Genomic DNA, 19,591 nt, shown 5'->3' with positions numbered 1-19,591 from the left:
AGAGGTGCCTATGAAATTAATTTTAATACTATGTGTCGCTCTATTTGTCGTTGCATGCGGTAACAGCTACCAAGGTTTTTCTAACGATATTGTTAAACGACATTCCCATTGGGATGTTCCCGAACCGCGCTCAGGAGAGTTAACCGAGCAAGAGATGGAGATGGCGACTATTGCATGGCAGTACTTCGTCAATAACTACCAAGAGTCTACAGGTATGGTAAATGCAGTAAACGATTATCCCTCTGTCACTTGGTGGGATGCGTCATCCTACCTAGCAGGAATGGTTAGTGCCTTGGAGTTTGGCATTATTCATAAAGAGGAGTTCGATCGTCGCTTTATTCGTTTTATTGCCACCCTTAACACTATCGATTTGTTTATGGGCGAACTACCTAACAAAGCCTACAACACCCAAAATGCCGCCAAAGTGGATTACGCTAACCAACCTGGCGAAATCGGTTACTCTGCGCTAGATCTGGGACGACTGCTGATATGGCTACACATTATTAAACATCGATTCCCTCAGTATGCCAGTGCCATCGACTCGGCCGTACTACGTTGGAATTTCTGCAATGTGGTCGATGAGACTGGCACTATGTTTGGAGCGCTGCTTGAGCCCGGTAAGCCAGTACAGTATCTACAAGAAGGTCGCTTAGGTTATGAAGAGTACGCCGCCAAAGGTTTTGAGCTTTGGGGATTTAATACTAAGCAAGCTCTGATGCCCGAACCTTACGCTACCATTAACATGTATGGCTATGACATCCCCTATGACACCCGCGATCCACGTAAGCTAAAAGCCCATAGCTACGTAGTGACCGAAAGCTATGTGCTGGATGGGATTGAATTTGGTTGGGATGTCACCTCAGATCGTAGCGCACACGATAATAATTATAGCCATGACTGGGTCGCAGAATTCGCGCTACAGATCTATCGAGTGCAAGAAAAGCGTTATCACGAAACCGGTATTATCACCGCCAGAACTGAGCATCAGCTCGATGGTGCTCCTTATTTCGTTTACGACACCATCTATACCGATGGCTTTGCTTGGAACACCATTTCCGAAGCAGGTGCATTTTTACCTCAATACTCAGCAGTTGCCATCAAAGGTGCTATGGGCATGTGGGTCTTATGGGATACCGACTATACCGATCTACTATTTGAGCATGTGAGCCATGTTTATGACCGTGAGAAAGGCTTCTATGAGGGAATATTTGAGAATGGCACGGGCCTTATTGACACCTTTACCTCGAACAACAACGGTATTTTACTTGAAATACTATTGTATAAAAAACAAGGAAAATTACTTCAGTATCAATCTACTACTGCACCTAGCCTTTGGGAGAAAGCACTGCAAAGTCCTTTTGGCTACGAAGGCCAATGTTTACCTAGAACAGTTTCAGCTGACTAGTTCAGCATCCTAACCGGGGTTCTATGCTACGACTATGTGTTTTCCTATTATTACTGCTCAACCTTCAAGCTTGTGGTCTTGTATACCAGGGAGTGCAGTCTGGCGTATCTGGAGTTAATGAATCACAGTTTATTCGTCAAGGTCGGCATGGTGAGCTCAACGAGCAAGAAATTGCCTGGGCCAACACTGCTTGGCAGTATTTTGCCAATAATACCCAACTATCTACAGGGTTGGTCAACTCTATAGACAATTATCCCACTATGGATATGACCTCGCTGGCTGATTACCTTATTGCGCTGCAGGCCGCCCGCCAATTTGAGCTTATTTCCAGTAAAGCTCATGACGAGCGACTAACCATGGCGATTGATTTTTTAGTGAAAATGCCACTCACCCGCCAAGGCGTTCCCAATAAAGTCTACTCGACCAGCACCCGCACCATGGTTAACTATGCTAACCAACCTGCAGAGTTAGGCTGGTCTGCGATTGATATTGGCCGACTACTCATCGCCTTAGCCATCACCAAACAGCACAATCCTGCATTTTCAGAATATATAGATAAAGCCGTTTTGCGCTGGAATTTTTGTGCTTTAGTCTCCGATAAGGGAGAGCTTTATGGTGGCAATATTAATAATGGCCAGGTGCACAGCTACAAAGAGGGGCGTTTAGGCATTGAAGAGTATGCCTCTTATGGCTATTTAGACTGGCAAATCATCCCTAAAAAATCAATGACCCTTGAACCATACGAAGTCGCAACAATCAATGGTATTGATCTGCTTTTCGATGGCAGAGATCCCCGTTTCTTTGATGTGTTAAGACCGGTATTTAGTACCCCTTACCTGTGGTTAGGGCTTGAGTTTAATTGGGATGATATTGACGACTTGCACTCACTCGACGCCCTGCATACTAATGAGTCTTTAGCCGCCATGGCAGACTCTATTTACCAAGTTCAACAAAGCCGCTGGGATACCGAACGGATCTATACCGCCCGCGGTGAGCATGTCGTTGCTGGCGAACCTTATTTCGTCTATGACGCCATTTATGCACTCGGTACCCCTTGGATAACCGTCGCTGAAGATGGTAGCAGCCATGACCATTTAGCCCTTATCTCCACTCGGGTTGCCTTTCAAATGTGGGCATTATGGAAAACAGATTACACCGAGCGGCTAATCACATTGGTACAAGAGCTGTACCACCCACAAAGGGGTTGGTATGAAGGCCGCTATGAGATCTCAAGCTCCTATGAAAAAAGTATCACCTTAAAAACTAATGCTGGTGTGCTAGAGGCATTACTGTACAAAGTAAATGGCAAGCTTTACCAAGCTCAAGAGGATAAAGAGTATCGTGATGTACGCTTCAACTCTCGCTTCGATCATCCTGGTAAATGCTTAGTGGAGACATTCGATGAGATATAAATATTATTTAGTCATGGCCATTTCACTATGGCTCATGACGAGTGGAAAAATAGTTGTGGCTGAAGCGCTTAATCTTGAATTACGCCCCTTCAGCAAAGGCAACTATCTATTAGCAAAAGGGCGCTATCCACAGGCTGCAGCCCATTGGCATCAACTCAGCATTTTGCTACTGAGTAATCCTCAAAAATTATCGCAACAGCAGATGTGGCAATCAGCGGGTCTGGCTGCATCGCTCGCCGCCATTGCAGCAGACAGATCAGAAGATCCAATCGCCTATCAATATTGGGCTGATAGCACCCGTTATCTATTAACTGGCGGTACCAATTGGTCTCAAGTCCAACAGAATCTGCATCAACGTTTAGAAACCGCTAATACTCAGCTATCGGTCGCCATGCAAATCACCGATGTCACAATTGGCATAGACGAGAATCTTGATGTAGAGCTTACTGCGCTGCAGCTTTGGGATGAAAAACTGAATCTATTTGCCTTTACTACGCCTAAACTAGGTCTCAATCGTTATGACGCAGCAAGCGACAATAATGTAAGCCTATCTGTTCCGGCTATCGCACCAAATGCTCACCGCCAAGGGGCGGGTAAGAAACTATCGGGATACGATAGTAATTTTTCCCATTCCCCCTCTTTTACTCCAACCCCACCACCCTCCTCAATTGACGCCACTAACGCACAAGCAGATCAACAGCCTGAAACGCTGCTAATTAACACCTCTGATGCTGGAATTTCTGCATCTGCACAAGCCCTCCCAGAAACAATCATGCCTACGCCAGATATTGCTGAAGAACAAAATACAATTGCGATTAATCCACTGGGAATTAGCAGCATCAATCAAACACAAGCAACTAAAGTAGAGTCGCTACAAAAGCGGCAAATAGAACCGATTCAGCGAACAGAAGACGCTATAGAAAATACAGCTTCAGAAACTGCTATCGAGGACATTAAAAATCAATAAAACAGCTAAAAAACGTCTAATAGCCAGCGTGATGCACAAGGCATAGTTAAAAAATGCGCTATTACCTACAACTAATAATGTTGCTCAGCTTGCTGTTTAAAGGATCTATTACTACATTTTAATATAGCTTAATGTCGTTGCAGAATTAACTGCAGAGCACTCAGGAAGAGTCAATGAATGAAAGGATTCGTTATGAAAATGCATAAAGAAGATCTCCAACAAATCTATCGCTCTGCCAGCGATCAATTTGACCTAACCGAATCCACACATCAGATTTGTCTCCTTGAGCTGGCAGACTCTTTACTCGATCTCAAACAGACCTCACCAGCGCAACTAGCCGCATTAGCACAGCAAGAAGATTGTCCACTGGTATTTAAGTTAGCCGTCAAACTGGTGCAATCTCGTAAATACTTAAAGCAGATCACCAAGCCCATCTCCATTGGTGTTGTCTTTGCGATGTGGGGCGAACATCACCGTTTACTAGAAAAAAGCCCCTCCAACCCAAATGGAGAAAACTCTTTACTAACCAAAGTCACACAACTTATTTGGGCATGCAAAGGCACTCAGGTCAGCTGGCACCTTTATCCTGTTGACGATGGCTGTCCTCACCACAGTTTCGATATAGCCAATCGCATAGCCAGTAGAAGCTCGCAGCCAGAAAAAATAACAGTGCTTAACCTCAAAGATGGCATATCAGCAACTAAAGGTCCTCTGGCTCAACTTAAGGATGTCGAAGACTCTCGAAAAGGTGGAGCTATTATCCATGGCTGCATGCAAGCACTAGACGATGGCGTAGATGCGGTTATCTACACCGATGCTGACAACTCGGTGCATATGGGGCAACTCGGGCTGATATTAGCGCCTTTTGTCGCTAACAACGCCCAAGTTGTACTGGGCAACCGTAAAGACCCGCTGTCAATTTTAGTCAAACAAGAGCAGCGTTGGGGAGTCGGAATTAAAACCCTTAGACATATGCAAAGAATGGTCGGCTCAGCCATTTTCTCGCAAGGTATTCATGACACTCAAGCAGCTTACAAACTCTTTAGCCGTGAAGCTCTACAGCCAATCCTCGCACAGCCTAGCGTGTTTGACTTCTCTTTCGATACCGACTGGATTTTGGCTGCAATGCAACAGCAACAACAAATAGCCACTGTTCCTTTTGCCTTTATCGATTCAGCTGCTGAGTCAGCCTCAATAACGCAAGGACCTATGAGTACATGGCTAACCTTACTGCAAGGGTTAGTTATAGCACTGCGCGCAAGGGGGGTTGATTATAATCAAGAGATGGCAGCAGTGCTCGATAAGGAGATAAAAACGGCGGAAGACTTGGAGCGTATCATAGACCTTTTACCTGATGAGCTGCTAAATGCCGCTGATGCTGAACTGGGCAATCCTCAGCTAATGAGCCCTGCAGCGTTAAAGCTATGGTTGGGTAAGGTAAAAGCTGAGCAGCTCGCTACCACAGCTTAGCTAGAACCTTATCCAAAATACACACTTGTGCGCACATCAATGTTCACACTGCTAACCCTAGCTTTGAGCGTGCTTAACATAGCCGATAAATGAGCAACAAAGGATCTAAATATGATAGAAGTGAGTGAGTTAAAAGCCCTGTGTGGAGATGATGACGCCATGGTTAAAATGCTACTTAGCATTTACTTAGAAGAATATGGCGAAAGCGACAATGTACTGCAGAGCCGCTTCTCTAAAGATGACGTTGACGGTCTATTTCAAATTTCTCACGAACTAAAAGGGATGTTCAGCAACCTTTGCGCCAAAGACGCGATGACATTAGCTCAAGCAATAGAATCAAGCTCACAAGCTGGAGCACTTCCTAATCAAAATGATATCAATGCGCTTTGCGGCAAGATAAAAGAGATTAACCAGCAGATAGAAGGTATTTTGCAATAGGCTGCATATTGAAGCCACCAGCATCGCTAAAGAGCATACTGCAGGTTGCAGTGTGCTCTTTCATCATTCTAAGCACACTACCGACTCAACAGGCCTGGGCAAAAAACAAGAGCATTGCACAAGAGACCCCGACATCAAATAGCCCACAAAGGGTATCCAGAGTTATAATAGGCTCAGAGTCACAGCCACAAACACCGATTGAATTTCAGCGCCGAGCAGTGATCCCGCAAGCGCGTTTTATTGGCCCAAATAAAGCCGAAGAAAAAGCAACGACCAACCAAAGCAGTAATGCTCGCGCAACGACTAAAACTAACATCATCACGTCCTCCACGACTTCAATCCCTCTTAATCGCCATGAAAAACTACTCGTTAGCAAAGCGCAGCGCTACATAGATAATAATTGGAATGAAACCACTGGAATGATCGATTCTGTGCAAGGTTACACCCATGCCACCATGTGGGATGTCGCTAGTGGCATAGGCGCACTCTTAGCCTTAGAAGCGCTTGGAGTTAGTGACACACACATCATCGATATTCGGCTCGCTAAGCTGATAAACACCCTTGCTGAATTACCGCTATATGACGCCAAACTTCCCAATCGACAATACAATACTGTTACTGGCAAACCATCGGGTCGCTTTAGCCAAACCCCATCAAACGGCAATGGTTGGTCAGCATTAGATCTCGGTCGGCTATGTATTTGGTTAACGATTGTCGCTCAGAAGAAGCCTCACCTAGCCGCAGAAATCAACAACATTAAACAGAGATGGCAACTCAGCGACTCCGTATACAACAAAACCCTATATGGCACTAAGCTAACATCTAAAAAGGAGTACTATCGCCAAGAGGGACGCCTAGGTTACCTGCAATATGCCGCTACAGGCTACCAGATGATGAACTTAGACGTCAGCAGAGCTTTTAACTGTGAACAATTAGATACTGTAATAGTTGATAAAACGCTATTGAAAACCGACCGCCGTAATCTGCCCTTCTTAACCTTAGATCCATTTCTGCTTTACACCATAGAGATCGGCAATGAAGCCTCTTGCTGGAATCAGCTAAGTACGCTATTCAAACTGCATGACATGCAGTATCAAGCCACTCAAAGGCTAACCGCCTATGCGGAGGATTCGCTAAGCAAGTCACCTTGGTTTTTATACAACAACATCTATTATCAAGGCCAAGCATGGCATAGCGTCTCTCACTCAGGACAAGCCATTGTTGAATCACAGACATTCAGCAACAAAGCCGCGTTTGCGTTGAGCGTCATTTTCCAAAACGAGTACAGTCAAAACCTAGCCACACAAGTCATATCCAATAGCGCTCGTCATCGAGAGATCCCTACCGGGCTTTACCGTGATGGAAAAACAAATACCGCCTATAATATAAATACTAACTCGCTGATCTTAGTTAGTCTTTGGTACAAAGCTCGTGGCCGAAAAGCGATTTGGCTGCAGTAAAAACAGTGATCAAATAAATGCTATTATCTAGTTAGGGAAGACACATTTGAGACAACGCCAAGGATGGATAGGTAACACTGCAATATGGATCCCCATCCTCAGCTTTTTTACGGTTGAAACTTTAGCTAACGAACACCAAACAGAGATGGCTAAGCATGCCCCAAAGCCTGTAGAAAAGCAGGATATCAATAGCCCTGCCGTTACCCAAATAGAGCAGCCCTCAGAAGCCGATTTGATTTGGAAAGGCGCCAATAGTTCATTTATGTTGCCGTTTGAAACTTGGGATACTGATCTCCCCTGGTACAAACGTTGGAGCACCAGCGTTGCAATCGGTTATCCACTGGTTGATACACCCGCCGTTATTCCCGCAAATGCCACCACAGGTCCGAGTAACCAAAACCTAACGGCTAGCCTGTCACTAAAATATTCGATCATTGGCAATTGGTTTATATCAGCAACGGCTTACCACTATTTTGACAAAGAGTTGCAGCAAGCCTGGAATCCCGACTTTACCTATGTATTTGGTTACAGCGATTGGCGGCCCTATACTTTTAGCCTGCTGTATTCTAATTATGGTGGCAACCGGTTCTCGCCAGAACCAGGAGGGAAACATACCGAGTTCTCTCAAGGAACCTGGGCACTAGGCTGGAAGTTTCCAATCAGTAAACCCTTTATTGATTGGTTATCTTTCACCGATGAAGGTGCTATAGGTTGTCAATTTGATTACAACTATACACCGGAGTATTTCGACTTAGACACTGTCGAGTATAAAACCAGCCATCAAACGATAAGCTTAGGCTGTAAGTATTCCATTGTCGGAAATTGGTATGTGAATGGAACCGCCTTTTATTATTTAGACAGCAGCCAAAAACAGCCGTGGAATCCTGATTTTACTTACGGTTTTGGTTACTTTGACTGGCACCCAGGTACGATAACCATTCAGTATAATAACTATTCAGGCAACCGCTGGAACAGTGCTGATAGAGGAGCGGATACCGGTAGGTTTAAAGATGGTTCAATCAGTATTAGTTATTCATTCGATTTCTAATAACCGCTTATTCCCTAAAGACTCATCCTATTAAGTACTTTTTGGTGGCAATGAGGACACTGGTAAGAGTGGCGATGAATTTTATGACTACATTCCGGGCAGGGCAGCATTTTCCTGTCTTTACTCAACAGTAAAATAATCACCCCAATAGGCCCCAGAACGTAGCCCAACAGCACACCTGCAACGATATTGCCTTTGCAATAACCTATGATAACCGCAAGCAGCAGCATCAATAGATAAAAGCACAGCCAAAATACAATGTTATCCATCATTAAAATACGAAGTTCACTGTCAAACTCAGCAAATCAACATCTTCTTTTTCACCATATAATAGTGGTGAAGTAATAAATTGGGCGCGATTGCCTGGCTCATGAGAAAAGATAGAGCGCATTTCAAGGTTGAGTGAGATCGTCGAAGTTGCATCATAACGTAATCCGACAGTGACCCCTCTACTCTCTCTTAATTCATGACTTTCAGCATACACAAGGTAAGGAGTCAGCTCGTCGAATGCATAAGCAGCGCTGGCATACCAGTTAACCTGCAGCTCATCATATTCAACTTCAGCCATCCACAGCCAATCATCCAAACTGTATTCGACGCCCAAAGTGTAGATGTTTAACGTTTGAGGTTGCGGCGATGGCCGTTGAGTATATTTAGCCTGCATAAACCCCGCATGGATTCGATAATTGAAACTAACTAGATCAATATAGGCACCCGCCAGGTATTCAGTATCAAACTGCAATGTTTCTGTGCCTATTTCTACTTCATTGAGTTTATCAAAGCCATAATAAGGCGAGATATGCAGCGAGAGTTCGTCAGATAATTCATAGTCCCAAGCAAGAGATAAACCATCATAAGAAGTAAAGCCTAAAATCGCATCGTAGACCTCCTCCGGCGGTTTCGCCCACGTATAAGCCTGACCCACATAATAAAACTCAGAGACTAAAAATAGCGGAATACGCAACCTACCAGCGCGAATTTCAAAGTCACCAAATTCATAACCTAGATACGCCCATTCAAGTTCAGGTTCACTCCAGTTATCTTGGGTACGCTTTACTAGCTGTGCAGATGCATCCAGCCCTTCAAAAAGGCCAACATCAAGCTGTAAGCCAAATATGGTATCGCAGTCGTAACAGGTTTCATCGGTAATTTCACGATTAACAAATAACGGTGTTTTATTATCTGTTTTACTAATAGAGGTTGAACCAAAACCACTTAACATAATGTTATCGGTTAGCTCTATACCGGCCTGTGCATTGGCAATCATTCCCAAGCTCAATATTATAATCGTACATTGACGGCTTAATAACATGGCTACTCTCCCTGTGGCACGGTAATTAAGATATTAACTTCTTCAGGCACCGACTCAATCGGCGCATAGGCGATACCATTAGGGTTTTCATTTAACCATTTAAGGATCTGCTTTATATCATCACTATCAAGCTCTTCTGGTGGTGAGCCTTTACCTGAAAAAGCCAATCCAGCCCAATAGCCATTCATTTGTGTTACTGATTTACCCAACAACATGCCGTAAAAGTCTTCACGGTGCATGGAGGTTTCAGGTAGGTCAACCAGCACAATTTTAAGGCTACCACCTATCTTTTTAGATTTGCCACGATAGAGCATTCTGGCTTTGCTTTTACTTAAAGGAGGTAATTCACTATTGAGAGTAAATATTGCAAACTCGACATCAGTGCTGTCATCGGGATCGGCTTCCAACGCAGAGATAGAAGGGGAAACAAAAAGAATTGTTGTCAGTAAGAACAGATTTGCATTGCAAAACAAAGCTTTGTGATTTAGTCCATTAAACATATAAAAACCTTCAATCCCTGATAGTTTTTTGTACTATGCTGAATATAGTCAAGAGTCATGTATTACACAAGGATATGGCTAGCATGTTCAATTCAAGGAGTAGAAATGAACTTATTGAATCGTATTTCAATAAAGACAAGGATGTTGGCGTTAGTACTTTTGCCATTAATGTTTGCGGCATTTTTAGCGACATTAGAGATCCAAAAACAGATGGACAATGTCCGCGTACTTAATACGCTCAATAGCAAAATCACTTTCCTTGAATCTTTCTCTGCACTCAACATCAAAATCAACCAGGCCAGAGAGCAACTCTTTACTGAAGGGCAACCTTTTAAACTAGCGGACTTCACTCCCATCGTAGCCGAATTTGCTGTTCAGCTTCCCAAGGCATTTACCACTAAAAGCACTGACGACATTCAAGCATGGTTTACAAGCTCAAAAGAGGCGCTAACTGAGTCGCCAGAGCTCACTAAAGAGAGCCTAATAGATTGGTCTATTTGGATGGGTGAACTGCAAGCGCAGGCGCTAATTGCACTTGAAAAAGATACACTCGAACTACCTGAGCAGATCAGTCAAAATCTAACTATATTGTACCAACTGCAATGGTTGTCGCTTTGGTCGACTGAAGAAAAGTGGCTTATCAATCAGCTACTCAATAATAAAGGCGATAGCGAACTACTGAATCAATTAAATATGAGTGCTGAGCGGCAACAACTTTATGTTGAGCGCTTCATTAATATTAGCGCTAAGCCTGAACAAGTGGATCTGTTGTTGAATATCTTTTCAGATAAAGCGTTCGAACAAAGCTATCAACTCCGTAGTCATATATTGCATGAAGATATCTTAGCTGAAAGCCCACAAGAGAGTTTAGCGGCTTTTAGCCAAAGGCTGAACCTCATTCAGTTTGTCGTCACCACCTTCTCAGAGAAACTGACCGATAATATCCACAGTGAAATCAGTCAATCAAAGAACCTCATCATTGCATTTTGCAGTGGCCTGTTTGTATCGCTACTCATTATTGCCACCATAGGTGTAAACCTTTACCGACGTATCCTTTACTATCTGCAGCATGTCATTAAGACCATGTCTAAAATAGAGCAAACTCACGACTACTCAAATAAAATCAATGAGAATGGCCGAGATGAATTGAGTATATTCTCCAAGAAGCTCAATAATCTCATTCATGAGCGTTACCTTAACGATGAAAAAATATTACGTGCGAAATCAGATGCAGAGAAAGCCAATCTAGCTAAAAGCTCTTTTCTAGCCAATATGTCGCATGAGATCAGAACACCACTAAATGGCATTATAGGCATGTCAGAGATCCTCGCTGGTACCAAGTTAAGTCCAGTCCAGACAGAATACTTACACACCATAGAAACCTCATCACATACGCTACTCTTACTGATCAATGACATTTTAGATCTATCAAAAATTGAATCCGGCAACTTGTCGATAACCAATACCGATACCAACATTGCAGAGGTGGTTTATGACACTCTCACAATGGTGCTCGCTAAAGTGGCAGAGAAGAATCTAGATTTACAAATAGACATTCCAGCAAATACCCCACAGCTGGTCTCACTCGATGAACACCGAATGCGGCAGGTACTAATGAACCTACTGTCTAATGCAGTGAAATTTACCACTAAAGGTTTCATTAAGGTCACAATCACTAGCCAGTTTGATGAGCCGCCATACGTAAATATGCAGATAAAAGTCTATGATAGTGGCATTGGAATCGCCGCAGAAAAACAGCAACAGATTTTCTCACCTTTCACTCAAGAAGATGGCACCATTACTCGCGAATTTGGCGGTACAGGTTTAGGCCTAGCGATCTGTAAGCAATTAGTAGAGTTGATGGGGGGAGATATAATTATCAGCTCAGAAAAGGGCAAAGGTAGCTGTTTCTCTGTCGAACTAAAAGCACGCATAGTCGCCCAAGAAATGCCTATTAATGATGAGTTCAAGCACCTTACTTCAGCACTAGTATCAAATGATAACCATATTATCGATGCCATTGATGAAGCCTGCTTGAAACAAGGATTCAAGCTGAACTACCGCTACCAATCTTGCTTTGACTTACTGCAAGATAAGCAAAAGTTTGATCTACTATTCGTTGATAACTCATCAGTTACTAGGGACTCACTAACAACATTACCAGAGTTATTATCCAAGCAAGATATTTTTACTATCGCAATTAATACCCCTGCAGAGCAACGTGCACTTGATAATATTGATTCAACAGTCACCTTACCATTGCTCGGTAGACGCTTTAATAACGCTATTCGCAATGGTATCGAAAATAGAATGCTGCGTAACGAATCCCAGCAAGCAGTGACAGAGACATCAAGCAACAGCAATGATAGAAAAGTGAAAATCGTTATTCTTATTGTCGAAGATAACTTAGTGAACCAAAAAGTGGCCTCACTACTCGTCAAGCAAGCAGGTTTTGATTTTGTTATTGCCAACAACGGGCTAGAAGCTCTTGAGTTTATTAGTAAAGGTGAAGTGATTAACGCCGTCCTAATGGACTGTATGATGCCGGTAATGGATGGCTTTACTGCCACAACTAAAATTAGAGAGTGGGAAAAATTACACTCAGAGCAACGCCTACCCATCATAGCGCTTACCGCCAGCGTGTTAGATCAAGATATCGAAAAATGTTACGAATCTGGGATGGACGACTATTTAGCCAAACCATTTAAAAAAGATGTACTGCTCGATAAGCTCAAACAAGTTTCCAAACTAGCAAGTTAGCAACCTGCGCATCCCCTGCTTAAGTAGTCGGTGATTAATCAAAGATCAGCGACTACAATTTCCTATGAAGCTGTCAATTAGCGACTCCTGTTGGTAAATAACAAACTTGCATCTCATAGGTTAATAGTATGAAATAACAACAATATGAATGAATTTAGCGATTTTATAGCGCAAGGATACTGGTGGCTCTCTTTGCTTGGTGGTCTTCACTGCCTAGGCTTAGGTTTATATATCCGTTATATCTACCATGAGAACAACGGTAATCATAAAATATTAGGCAGTATCTTTAGCCTAATGGCACTGTATTTTTTTACTGGCTTACTCACAAAAGAGAATGTCCCAGCGCCAATACATTTTATCTACCTACTCATCATTCCCGTCTATTTCCTGTTAATGCCACTGCTTTATTTGTATTGTTATCGAAGTTTGCATAACACAAGAGAAGCCATTGGTTTTTCGCCGCACTTTTACCCAGCGCTAGTCGTCACACTAACCGTTATTGCCGCAACAATTTATCGAACTTCGCAGCAAGATATTTTTCCGGATATTCCCTTAAATATTACGCCCGCTTTGAACCACCTGAACCTGCTTAGCGCTATGCTGCCTGGCATACTGTTTGTCCAAACAGCACTGTATTTTTACTTTATCTTGCGAATGTTGAGTCGCTACCCCGGTAGAACCTCTCGGCTACATCAAGAAAGCTTAAAAGATATCAAGTTCAGATGGCTACTGGTACTGACATTAGCCCTAATGAGCAACTGGATAATAAGAGCCGTACTCATAATACTGCCACTCTATTTTGGCGAACCATTAAGCGGTGTAAACCATGCAGCAACTAAATTAGTACTATTGCTCACCGTCTATGTATTAGCGATCTACGGCTTAAAACAGATCACCTATGCCGCGTTTTTACGAGGAAGGTTAACCCGCCCTACAGAAAAATCCCCCATGAAAGCCAGCCAGCAACTGCTTAGCTCTGAAGAGCTAGCTTACTTACAAAAACTGATGCAAGACGAAAAAAAATAATGTTGTAACTCGCCTTATATCATGGATTTTACTCCCCGACTTGCGATAGTGTATTAGCGCTTATCTCATTATAAAAAATACAGAAATACCATGAAGGGTAGGAACAACATGAACAGATTGAACAAGCTGACTCTGCTTGCTACCGCAATGACAGCATTGCTTGGCAGCAGTATGTCTGCTGCTGCAGAAAGAACTCACGACATCATCATCGATGACTTTTTCGATATTGGCGGCATGGGCTCAGTCACCCTCAGCCCTAATGGTAAGCAAGCCGTTTGGCTTGAGTCTCGTTGGGATAAAGAGCTTGATAAAAGCCAACGTGATCTGTGGCTTCTCGATACCAAGTCTCGTCAAACCAAACGACTGACCTTCACCAACGAGAGCGAATCAAGCCCACAATGGAGCCCTAATGGTGAGTACATTTACTATTTGGGCAAAATAAAGCAACCTGATGCTAAAGCACCTTATAACGGCAAAACTCAAGTATTTCGTATTTCGGTCAGCAATGGCGATAGCCAACCGATGACCAAAGAGAAAGAAGGCGTCAGCAGCTTCGAGCTAAGCCACGACGGTAAAAGCTTATACTTTCTAGCCAATAAAACGGTAACAGATACCGACGAATGGGCATCAATGCGCGCCAGCCATAGTGCACCCAAATATGGACACGGTGAACGTAAAACTAACCCGCTTTATCAGCTCGACCTAGAGCACTTTAAACAGCAATTACTGCTCGACGATGACAAAGTTGTTTGGGAATTTAAAGTAAACAATGACGGCAGCAAAATTGCCCGTATCACCACCAGCGATAACGAATTAGTATTCCTCGAAGGCTGGTCTGACGTTGAAGTGTTCAACACTAAAACCAAACAAAATGATGTATTAGCTGATGAACAGTGGCGTGAACAAGCTCCCTCACCTTACGGTTGGTTACTCGGTTTAGCTTGGCAAGAAAATAACACCGAACTAGCATTTAGAATCGATTTTGATGGCCACCCAGGTAAGCTATTTATTAGTAACACCAAAGCAACCGATAAGCCGTCACTTGAAGTTTCACGCCCAGATCTGGTCACACTCACTGCCAGCGATCTCACTTGGCGTCCTGATAGTGATGAAATCTGCTACCGCGGCGCCGATCATGCTCGGGTAAAACTATTCTGTACCGAAATTGATGACGGTGAACAGGGTGATACTCGTACAGTGATTGCTGGCGACATGGTTATTGGTAGCTATAGCTTTAGCCAAAATGGCCAGTCAGTCGCCTTTAGCCATAACGGCTTAGACCACTTCTATGACATGTTTATCGCCGATGCTGACAGCAGCCGCGCCAAAGCTAAACGTTTAAGTAATATCAACCCGCAAGTTGATAGCTGGAAACTGCCGCAAGTGTCAGTAGTAAAATGGACCGCACCAGATGGCTCAACCGTTGAAGGGATCTTAGATCTCCCTGCTGACTATAAGAAAGAGGATGGCCCGCTGCCATTGATCGTCCAGATCCATGGCGGACCAACATCGGCCACGCCTTATGCGCTGCAACACCGCTCTTACGGTCGCTCTACGTTTACCGCTAAGGGCTGGGCACTGCTATCGCCAAACTACCGTGGTTCTACTGGCTATGGCGATAAGTTCTTAACCGACCTTGTTGGCCGTGAGCATGATATCGAAGTTAACGATATTATTGCTGGAGTTGATCAGCTAATAGCCGACGGCATTGTCGATGGTGACAAAATGGCAGTGATGGGTTGGAGTAATGGTGGTTACCTCACTAACGCATTGATCAGCACCACTGAACGCTTTAAGGCTGCCAGCTCTGGTGCTGGCGTATTTGATCAACGTCTGCAGTGGATGCTAGAAGATACACCCGGTCATGTGGTTAACTTTATGGAAGGCCTGCCTTGGGAAAAACCTGACGCTTACACCCATGGCTCTTCACTCAGCCACGCTGACAAAATAAAAACACCAACGCTTATCCACATTGGTGAAGGCGATCAACGCGTACCACTCGGGCATGCACAGGGTCTTTATCGTGCACTTAAGCATTACTTGGACGTACCTGTCGAGCTGGTGGTTTACCCAGGTGAAGGTCATGGCTTGAGCAAGTATCAGCATCGTAAAGCTAAAATGGAGTGGGATCAGAAATGGTTTGAACACTATGTTTTAGGTAAGCCTGCCGAATAAGCTTGTCTGCGACATCAATAAAAGCGCCTCATTAGGCGCTTTTATTTTGTCTTTTAAATGAGATAAAAATCGATACAAAAAGCCATTCATTTTCGGTTCAGAATGGGTATGCTAGTGTTTATACTCATTTGTAGTTTGCTAGATAAGGATAGTTTTATGACGAGCTTAATCAAACGCATCTCCAGCAGCATTTTTCTAGTCGCCAGTATGTTAATAGCACCACAAGCATTAGCAGAAGATGGTTATAGCCAAGCCAAAAGTACTTTCCAGCAAGCAAATCAAACTCAGAAATTTTTCGACACAGCCTATGGTTACGCACTTTTTCCAACCGTAGGTAAAGGCGGAATAGGCATAGGAGCCGCGTATGGCAAAGGCCGTGTTTATCAAGCCGGTAGCTATAAGGGCGACACCAGTTTGACTCAAGTTTCTTTTGGCTTTCAACTTGGTGGCCAAGCCTATAGTGAGATAATCTTCTTTAAAGACGAATCCGCTTATAAAGACTTTACCAGTGGTAGCTTTGAGTTTGGCGCGCAAGCATCAGCCGTTGCCATCAATATAGGCGCGAATGCTCAAGCTGGTACAACTGGCAACTCAGCAGGAGCGGGGAAAAAAGCTGCTACAGCGGCATATATAAATGGTATGGCAGTCTTTACCGTGGCCAAAGGTGGATTGATGTTTGAAGCAGCACTAGCAGGACAATCTTTTACTTTTGATGAAAAGTAGTGCTCGATAACTATCACGCTAATCAAAAAGCCTGCAGCTCCTGTAGGCTTTTTAATATATAACGCCTAAACCCAGCAGGCGCTATCAGTTTTTACTCGCCCCCATAAACTGAATTCTTGTCGGATAAGTTTCACCATTGCTGTTCATACTTTGCGTAATCCGTTGCATCAAGTCATCTAGTTGAGTTAAATCTTCAGAGCTTAGCGCGGCAACCATTTTTTTTTCACGCTGATGCAGTACAGGCATGATCTCCTCAACCAACAGCTTACCTTTTTGCGACAACTTAACTAACTTGCTGCGTTTATCATCCGGGTTTTCACAGCGTTCAATTAACGCTTCTTTTTCCAATCGAGTCAGTACTTTTGTCAGCCCGCCCGAGCTGAACAACATGCTTTGATACAGCTCTGTCGGCGACAGCACGTGCGGCGATGGGTTACGGCGCAAACTGGACAACAGATTGAAATCTGAACTTTGTAATCCGTAAGACTCGACACACTCTTTAATTATCTGAATAAAAATATTGTTTACTTGCGTCAATCGCAATAAAGCTGGGTATGAGGTTGCTGCACACTCAGGCCAATTCGCGTCATTCTGTTGCAAAATGTCTTCCATGCACTTTTCCACTTGTTCTACCTCTCACTTTTATTCATTGATCACCATTATATCTTGCGAGAAAGATAAACGCCATCTAGTATCTTTCTGGAAAGATACTTTGCAAGCTAGGCTGATAATGCCAAAACATCTGGGTTGCCACTATTTAGCAATGGAACAAATAAGCTAACAATCAAAAGCTTAAGAAAGGTAGTAACGCTGTTTATGTTAGAGATGAACAGACTGTTATTTGTGGCAGAGATCAGCAGCCAGTCAGTGAATTGGATTTATCGCGAATTTTTTAGCGTTTTTAAACTGCCTGAACTGAATTCAGCTTTAGCAGCACATTTGCAAAACCAGGTAATTGATACGATTTGCCAGTAAAAATTGATTATGCATATACCTCAACTAACTGATCACTGCTAGCAACCATGCTTAAAGTGCAAGTAAGCGCGATGCTTAACACAACAATCGGTCGATGCATTCTCTAGGTCTCAAATACTCGCTTGCTGCTTTGATAATGAGAAAAGCGACAAGCAAACCTTATTAAAACAGTAACGGTTATGGCAAAAAGTGGCTTAAATACTGAAGTACAGCCCTAGCCCAACCGTAAAAAACTGAGTAGCAGACCCGCTACTTGCACAGTAAGACTGGCTTTGTGGTTAAACAAACAGACTCACTGCGCACGTGGCATAACCCACGCTATCCAAAGAGAGAGCGTGTATAACAAAGAGAGTGATGAGATGGGAATGTTTAAAGCAGCATCCTTAACAATGATGATGGGGCTTACCGTAGTGGGTTGCGGTAGCGATGATTCACCTGACGTAGAAAATAGACCACCAGTCGCTGTGCCTGATACCGCAGCAGCTATAACCGAAGGCGCACCAATTCGTATCAAAGTACTCGCCAATGATTATGATCCAGATGGCGATACTTTCGAGATAGTCGACTTTGTCATTACTGATGGCAGCGGCTCTGTATCCCAAAGCAATGATGACTTATTGTTCACACCAGAATCTGCTGGCACAACGCTAATTAACTACACCATATCCGATCCCCATGGTGCGACTGACTCAACCACAGTGACCATCACAGTCACCAACCCTGAGCCAGAAATCGCTGAATATGTAGGTTCAAATACCTGTGTTGGTTGTCACACAGATAAAGCCACCTTTTTCGAAACTGGCCATAACTTTAAGTTGAATAAAGTGGTCGACGGTAAAGCACCTGAGTATCCATTTAGCTCGATAGACGGCGCGGTTGAGCTCATGCATGGGGTCAACAATAGCACTGGTACACCTAATGACTGGAATGACATCAGCTACGTCATCGGCGGCTACGATACTTGGGCAAACTTCCTCGACAAAGATGGTTTTATTCTGACAGGAACCGGTGTCGCAGTATCTATGCCACAAAACGGCGAAGATATTTCAATCAATCACATGCAGGGTTACTTGCCTGACGTTCCAGCTGATTCACAACCATTCGACTGTGGCATATGTCACTCAACAGGGTGGAAGGACTACACGCCAGACTCAGATCTAAACCCTAACCATCAAGATGGTCTGAAAGGTTTTGCTGGTACTTACAATCAACCAGGCATCCAGTGTGAAGCTTGTCATGGCGCAGGTAATAAGCATATTAAAACTATGTCCGCAGACGATATTTCGCGAGTCGCTGAAGGACGCTTAACCGCAGATCTCATTAAAGAAGATATGGGCTATGGTTTAGCGATTACCTGCTCAGAGTGTCACAGTAAGAAAACCAACCGTCATTACCCAGACTTTGTCAGTGAGCACAACAAAGACTTTGGTGGCGACAGTATTGGTGGCCGCACTATTCCGTACTTTGACGGCGGCCGAGTCGCTGGTGATGCAATGTTAGGCTTAGATGCTAATACTGGCGAAATGACAGGTAAAAAGCATGATATGGCTTGCCATACTTGCCATAACCCTCACCGCTCAAAAGCTAATGCAGATCAGCCAGGGCACGAAGATGCGATGCTAAAACAGTGTACCGACTGTCATGGCGATAAAGGCTTTACTCCAGATCTACAAGTACATGCATTCGTGGCAAAATGTACCACCTGTCACATGCCAAAGAGCAATCACTTCTTTAGAATTAATCTAGAGTTCCCATCGGCGAGTCCAGAAAATTTCTCTGAAGACGGCATGTATGTACAGCCTTGGAATGTTGCTAAAGATAGTTGTGGCAGCTGTCATGATGATTACGACGAGCGTGCAGCCATCATTGAAAAAATGCACCAATAAGCTAAATCAATAAACGAGCTCAAAACAAAAGCCA

At 43.7% G+C, this 19,591-nt stretch carries 15 protein-coding genes; 12 read left to right on the top strand and 3 right to left on the bottom strand.

Annotated elements, in window-relative coordinates; translation table 11 throughout:
- Positions 1-10: 10 nt before the first annotated feature.
- The 7 genes from AB4135_RS12770 to AB4135_RS12740 all read left to right on the top strand — a co-directional run bounded on the left by AB4135_RS12770 (position 11) and on the right by AB4135_RS12740 (position 8,200).
- Positions 11-1,405 carry a DUF3131 domain-containing protein gene (locus tag AB4135_RS12770; protein WP_371993382.1) on the top strand — a complete coding sequence of 465 codons (1,395 nt, stop codon included), beginning with the start codon at positions 11-13 and terminating at the stop codon, positions 1,403-1,405.
- Positions 1,406-1,428: 23 nt separating this feature from the next.
- On the top strand, positions 1,429-2,817 hold the full coding sequence (locus tag AB4135_RS12765; protein WP_371993380.1) for a DUF3131 domain-containing protein: 1,389 nt from the start codon (positions 1,429-1,431) through the stop codon (positions 2,815-2,817).
- Complete coding sequence (locus AB4135_RS12760) at positions 2,807-3,784, top strand: hypothetical protein (protein ID WP_371993378.1); 978 nt, start codon at positions 2,807-2,809, stop codon at positions 3,782-3,784. Before AB4135_RS12765 ends, AB4135_RS12760 begins: the two co-directional genes overlap by 11 nt.
- Before the next feature lie 192 nt (positions 3,785-3,976).
- Positions 3,977-5,254, top strand: a complete 1,278-nt coding sequence (locus AB4135_RS12755; protein ID WP_371993376.1) for a glycosyltransferase — start codon at positions 3,977-3,979, stop codon at positions 5,252-5,254.
- 111 nt (positions 5,255-5,365) lie between these two features.
- A complete protein-coding gene (locus AB4135_RS12750; RefSeq protein WP_371993374.1) occupies positions 5,366-5,692 on the top strand; it encodes an Hpt domain-containing protein in 327 nt (108 codons plus the stop codon).
- A gap of 8 nt (positions 5,693-5,700) precedes the next feature.
- Positions 5,701-7,152, top strand: a complete 1,452-nt coding sequence (locus AB4135_RS12745; protein WP_371993372.1) for a DUF3131 domain-containing protein — start codon at positions 5,701-5,703, stop codon at positions 7,150-7,152.
- Between the two features lie 46 nt (positions 7,153-7,198).
- A complete protein-coding gene (locus tag AB4135_RS12740; RefSeq protein WP_371993370.1) occupies positions 7,199-8,200 on the top strand; it encodes a hypothetical protein in 1,002 nt (333 codons plus the stop codon).
- A gap of 271 nt (positions 8,201-8,471) precedes the next feature.
- Here AB4135_RS12740 and AB4135_RS12735 read toward each other — a convergent pair whose 3' ends face one another.
- On the bottom strand, positions 8,472-9,512 hold the full coding sequence (locus tag AB4135_RS12735) for a hypothetical protein (protein WP_371993369.1): 1,041 nt from the start codon (positions 9,510-9,512) through the stop codon (positions 8,472-8,474).
- A gap of 2 nt (positions 9,513-9,514) precedes the next feature.
- On the bottom strand, positions 9,515-10,012 hold the full coding sequence (locus AB4135_RS12730) for a hypothetical protein (protein WP_371993367.1): 498 nt from the start codon (positions 10,010-10,012) through the stop codon (positions 9,515-9,517).
- Between the two features lie 105 nt (positions 10,013-10,117).
- On the opposite strand from AB4135_RS12730, the gene AB4135_RS12725 reads away from it, so the two are divergent.
- The 4 genes from AB4135_RS12725 (at position 10,118) to AB4135_RS12710 (ending at position 16,696) form a co-directional block, all read left to right on the top strand.
- Positions 10,118-12,772, top strand: a complete 2,655-nt coding sequence (locus AB4135_RS12725; protein WP_371993365.1) for an ATP-binding protein — start codon at positions 10,118-10,120, stop codon at positions 12,770-12,772.
- Positions 12,773-12,916: 144 nt separating this feature from the next.
- Positions 12,917-13,798 carry a hypothetical protein gene (locus AB4135_RS12720; RefSeq protein WP_371993363.1) on the top strand — a complete coding sequence of 294 codons (882 nt, stop codon included), beginning with the start codon at positions 12,917-12,919 and terminating at the stop codon, positions 13,796-13,798.
- A gap of 108 nt (positions 13,799-13,906) precedes the next feature.
- Positions 13,907-15,973, top strand: a complete 2,067-nt coding sequence (locus AB4135_RS12715; RefSeq protein WP_371993361.1) for a prolyl oligopeptidase family serine peptidase — start codon at positions 13,907-13,909, stop codon at positions 15,971-15,973.
- 156 nt (positions 15,974-16,129) lie between these two features.
- Positions 16,130-16,696, top strand: a complete 567-nt coding sequence (locus AB4135_RS12710) for a YSC84-related protein (RefSeq protein WP_371993359.1) — start codon at positions 16,130-16,132, stop codon at positions 16,694-16,696.
- An 84-nt stretch (positions 16,697-16,780) separates the two neighbouring features.
- On the opposite strand, the gene AB4135_RS12705 is transcribed toward AB4135_RS12710, so the two are convergent.
- Positions 16,781-17,308 (bottom strand): MarR family winged helix-turn-helix transcriptional regulator, encoded by a 528-nt coding sequence (locus AB4135_RS12705; protein WP_371993357.1) that lies wholly within the window; start codon positions 17,306-17,308, stop codon positions 16,781-16,783.
- A gap of 698 nt (positions 17,309-18,006) precedes the next feature.
- On the opposite strand from AB4135_RS12705, the gene AB4135_RS12700 reads away from it, so the two are divergent.
- Positions 18,007-19,557 carry an Ig-like domain-containing protein gene (locus tag AB4135_RS12700; protein ID WP_371993355.1) on the top strand — a complete coding sequence of 517 codons (1,551 nt, stop codon included), beginning with the start codon at positions 18,007-18,009 and terminating at the stop codon, positions 19,555-19,557.
- Positions 19,558-19,591: the final 34 nt, after the last annotated feature.

This window comes from Shewanella sp. 10N.286.54.B9 (assembly GCF_041468565.1).
Taxonomy (GTDB): domain Bacteria; phylum Pseudomonadota; class Gammaproteobacteria; order Enterobacterales; family Shewanellaceae; genus Shewanella.
This window is presented reverse-complemented; position numbering and strand designations above follow the sequence as displayed.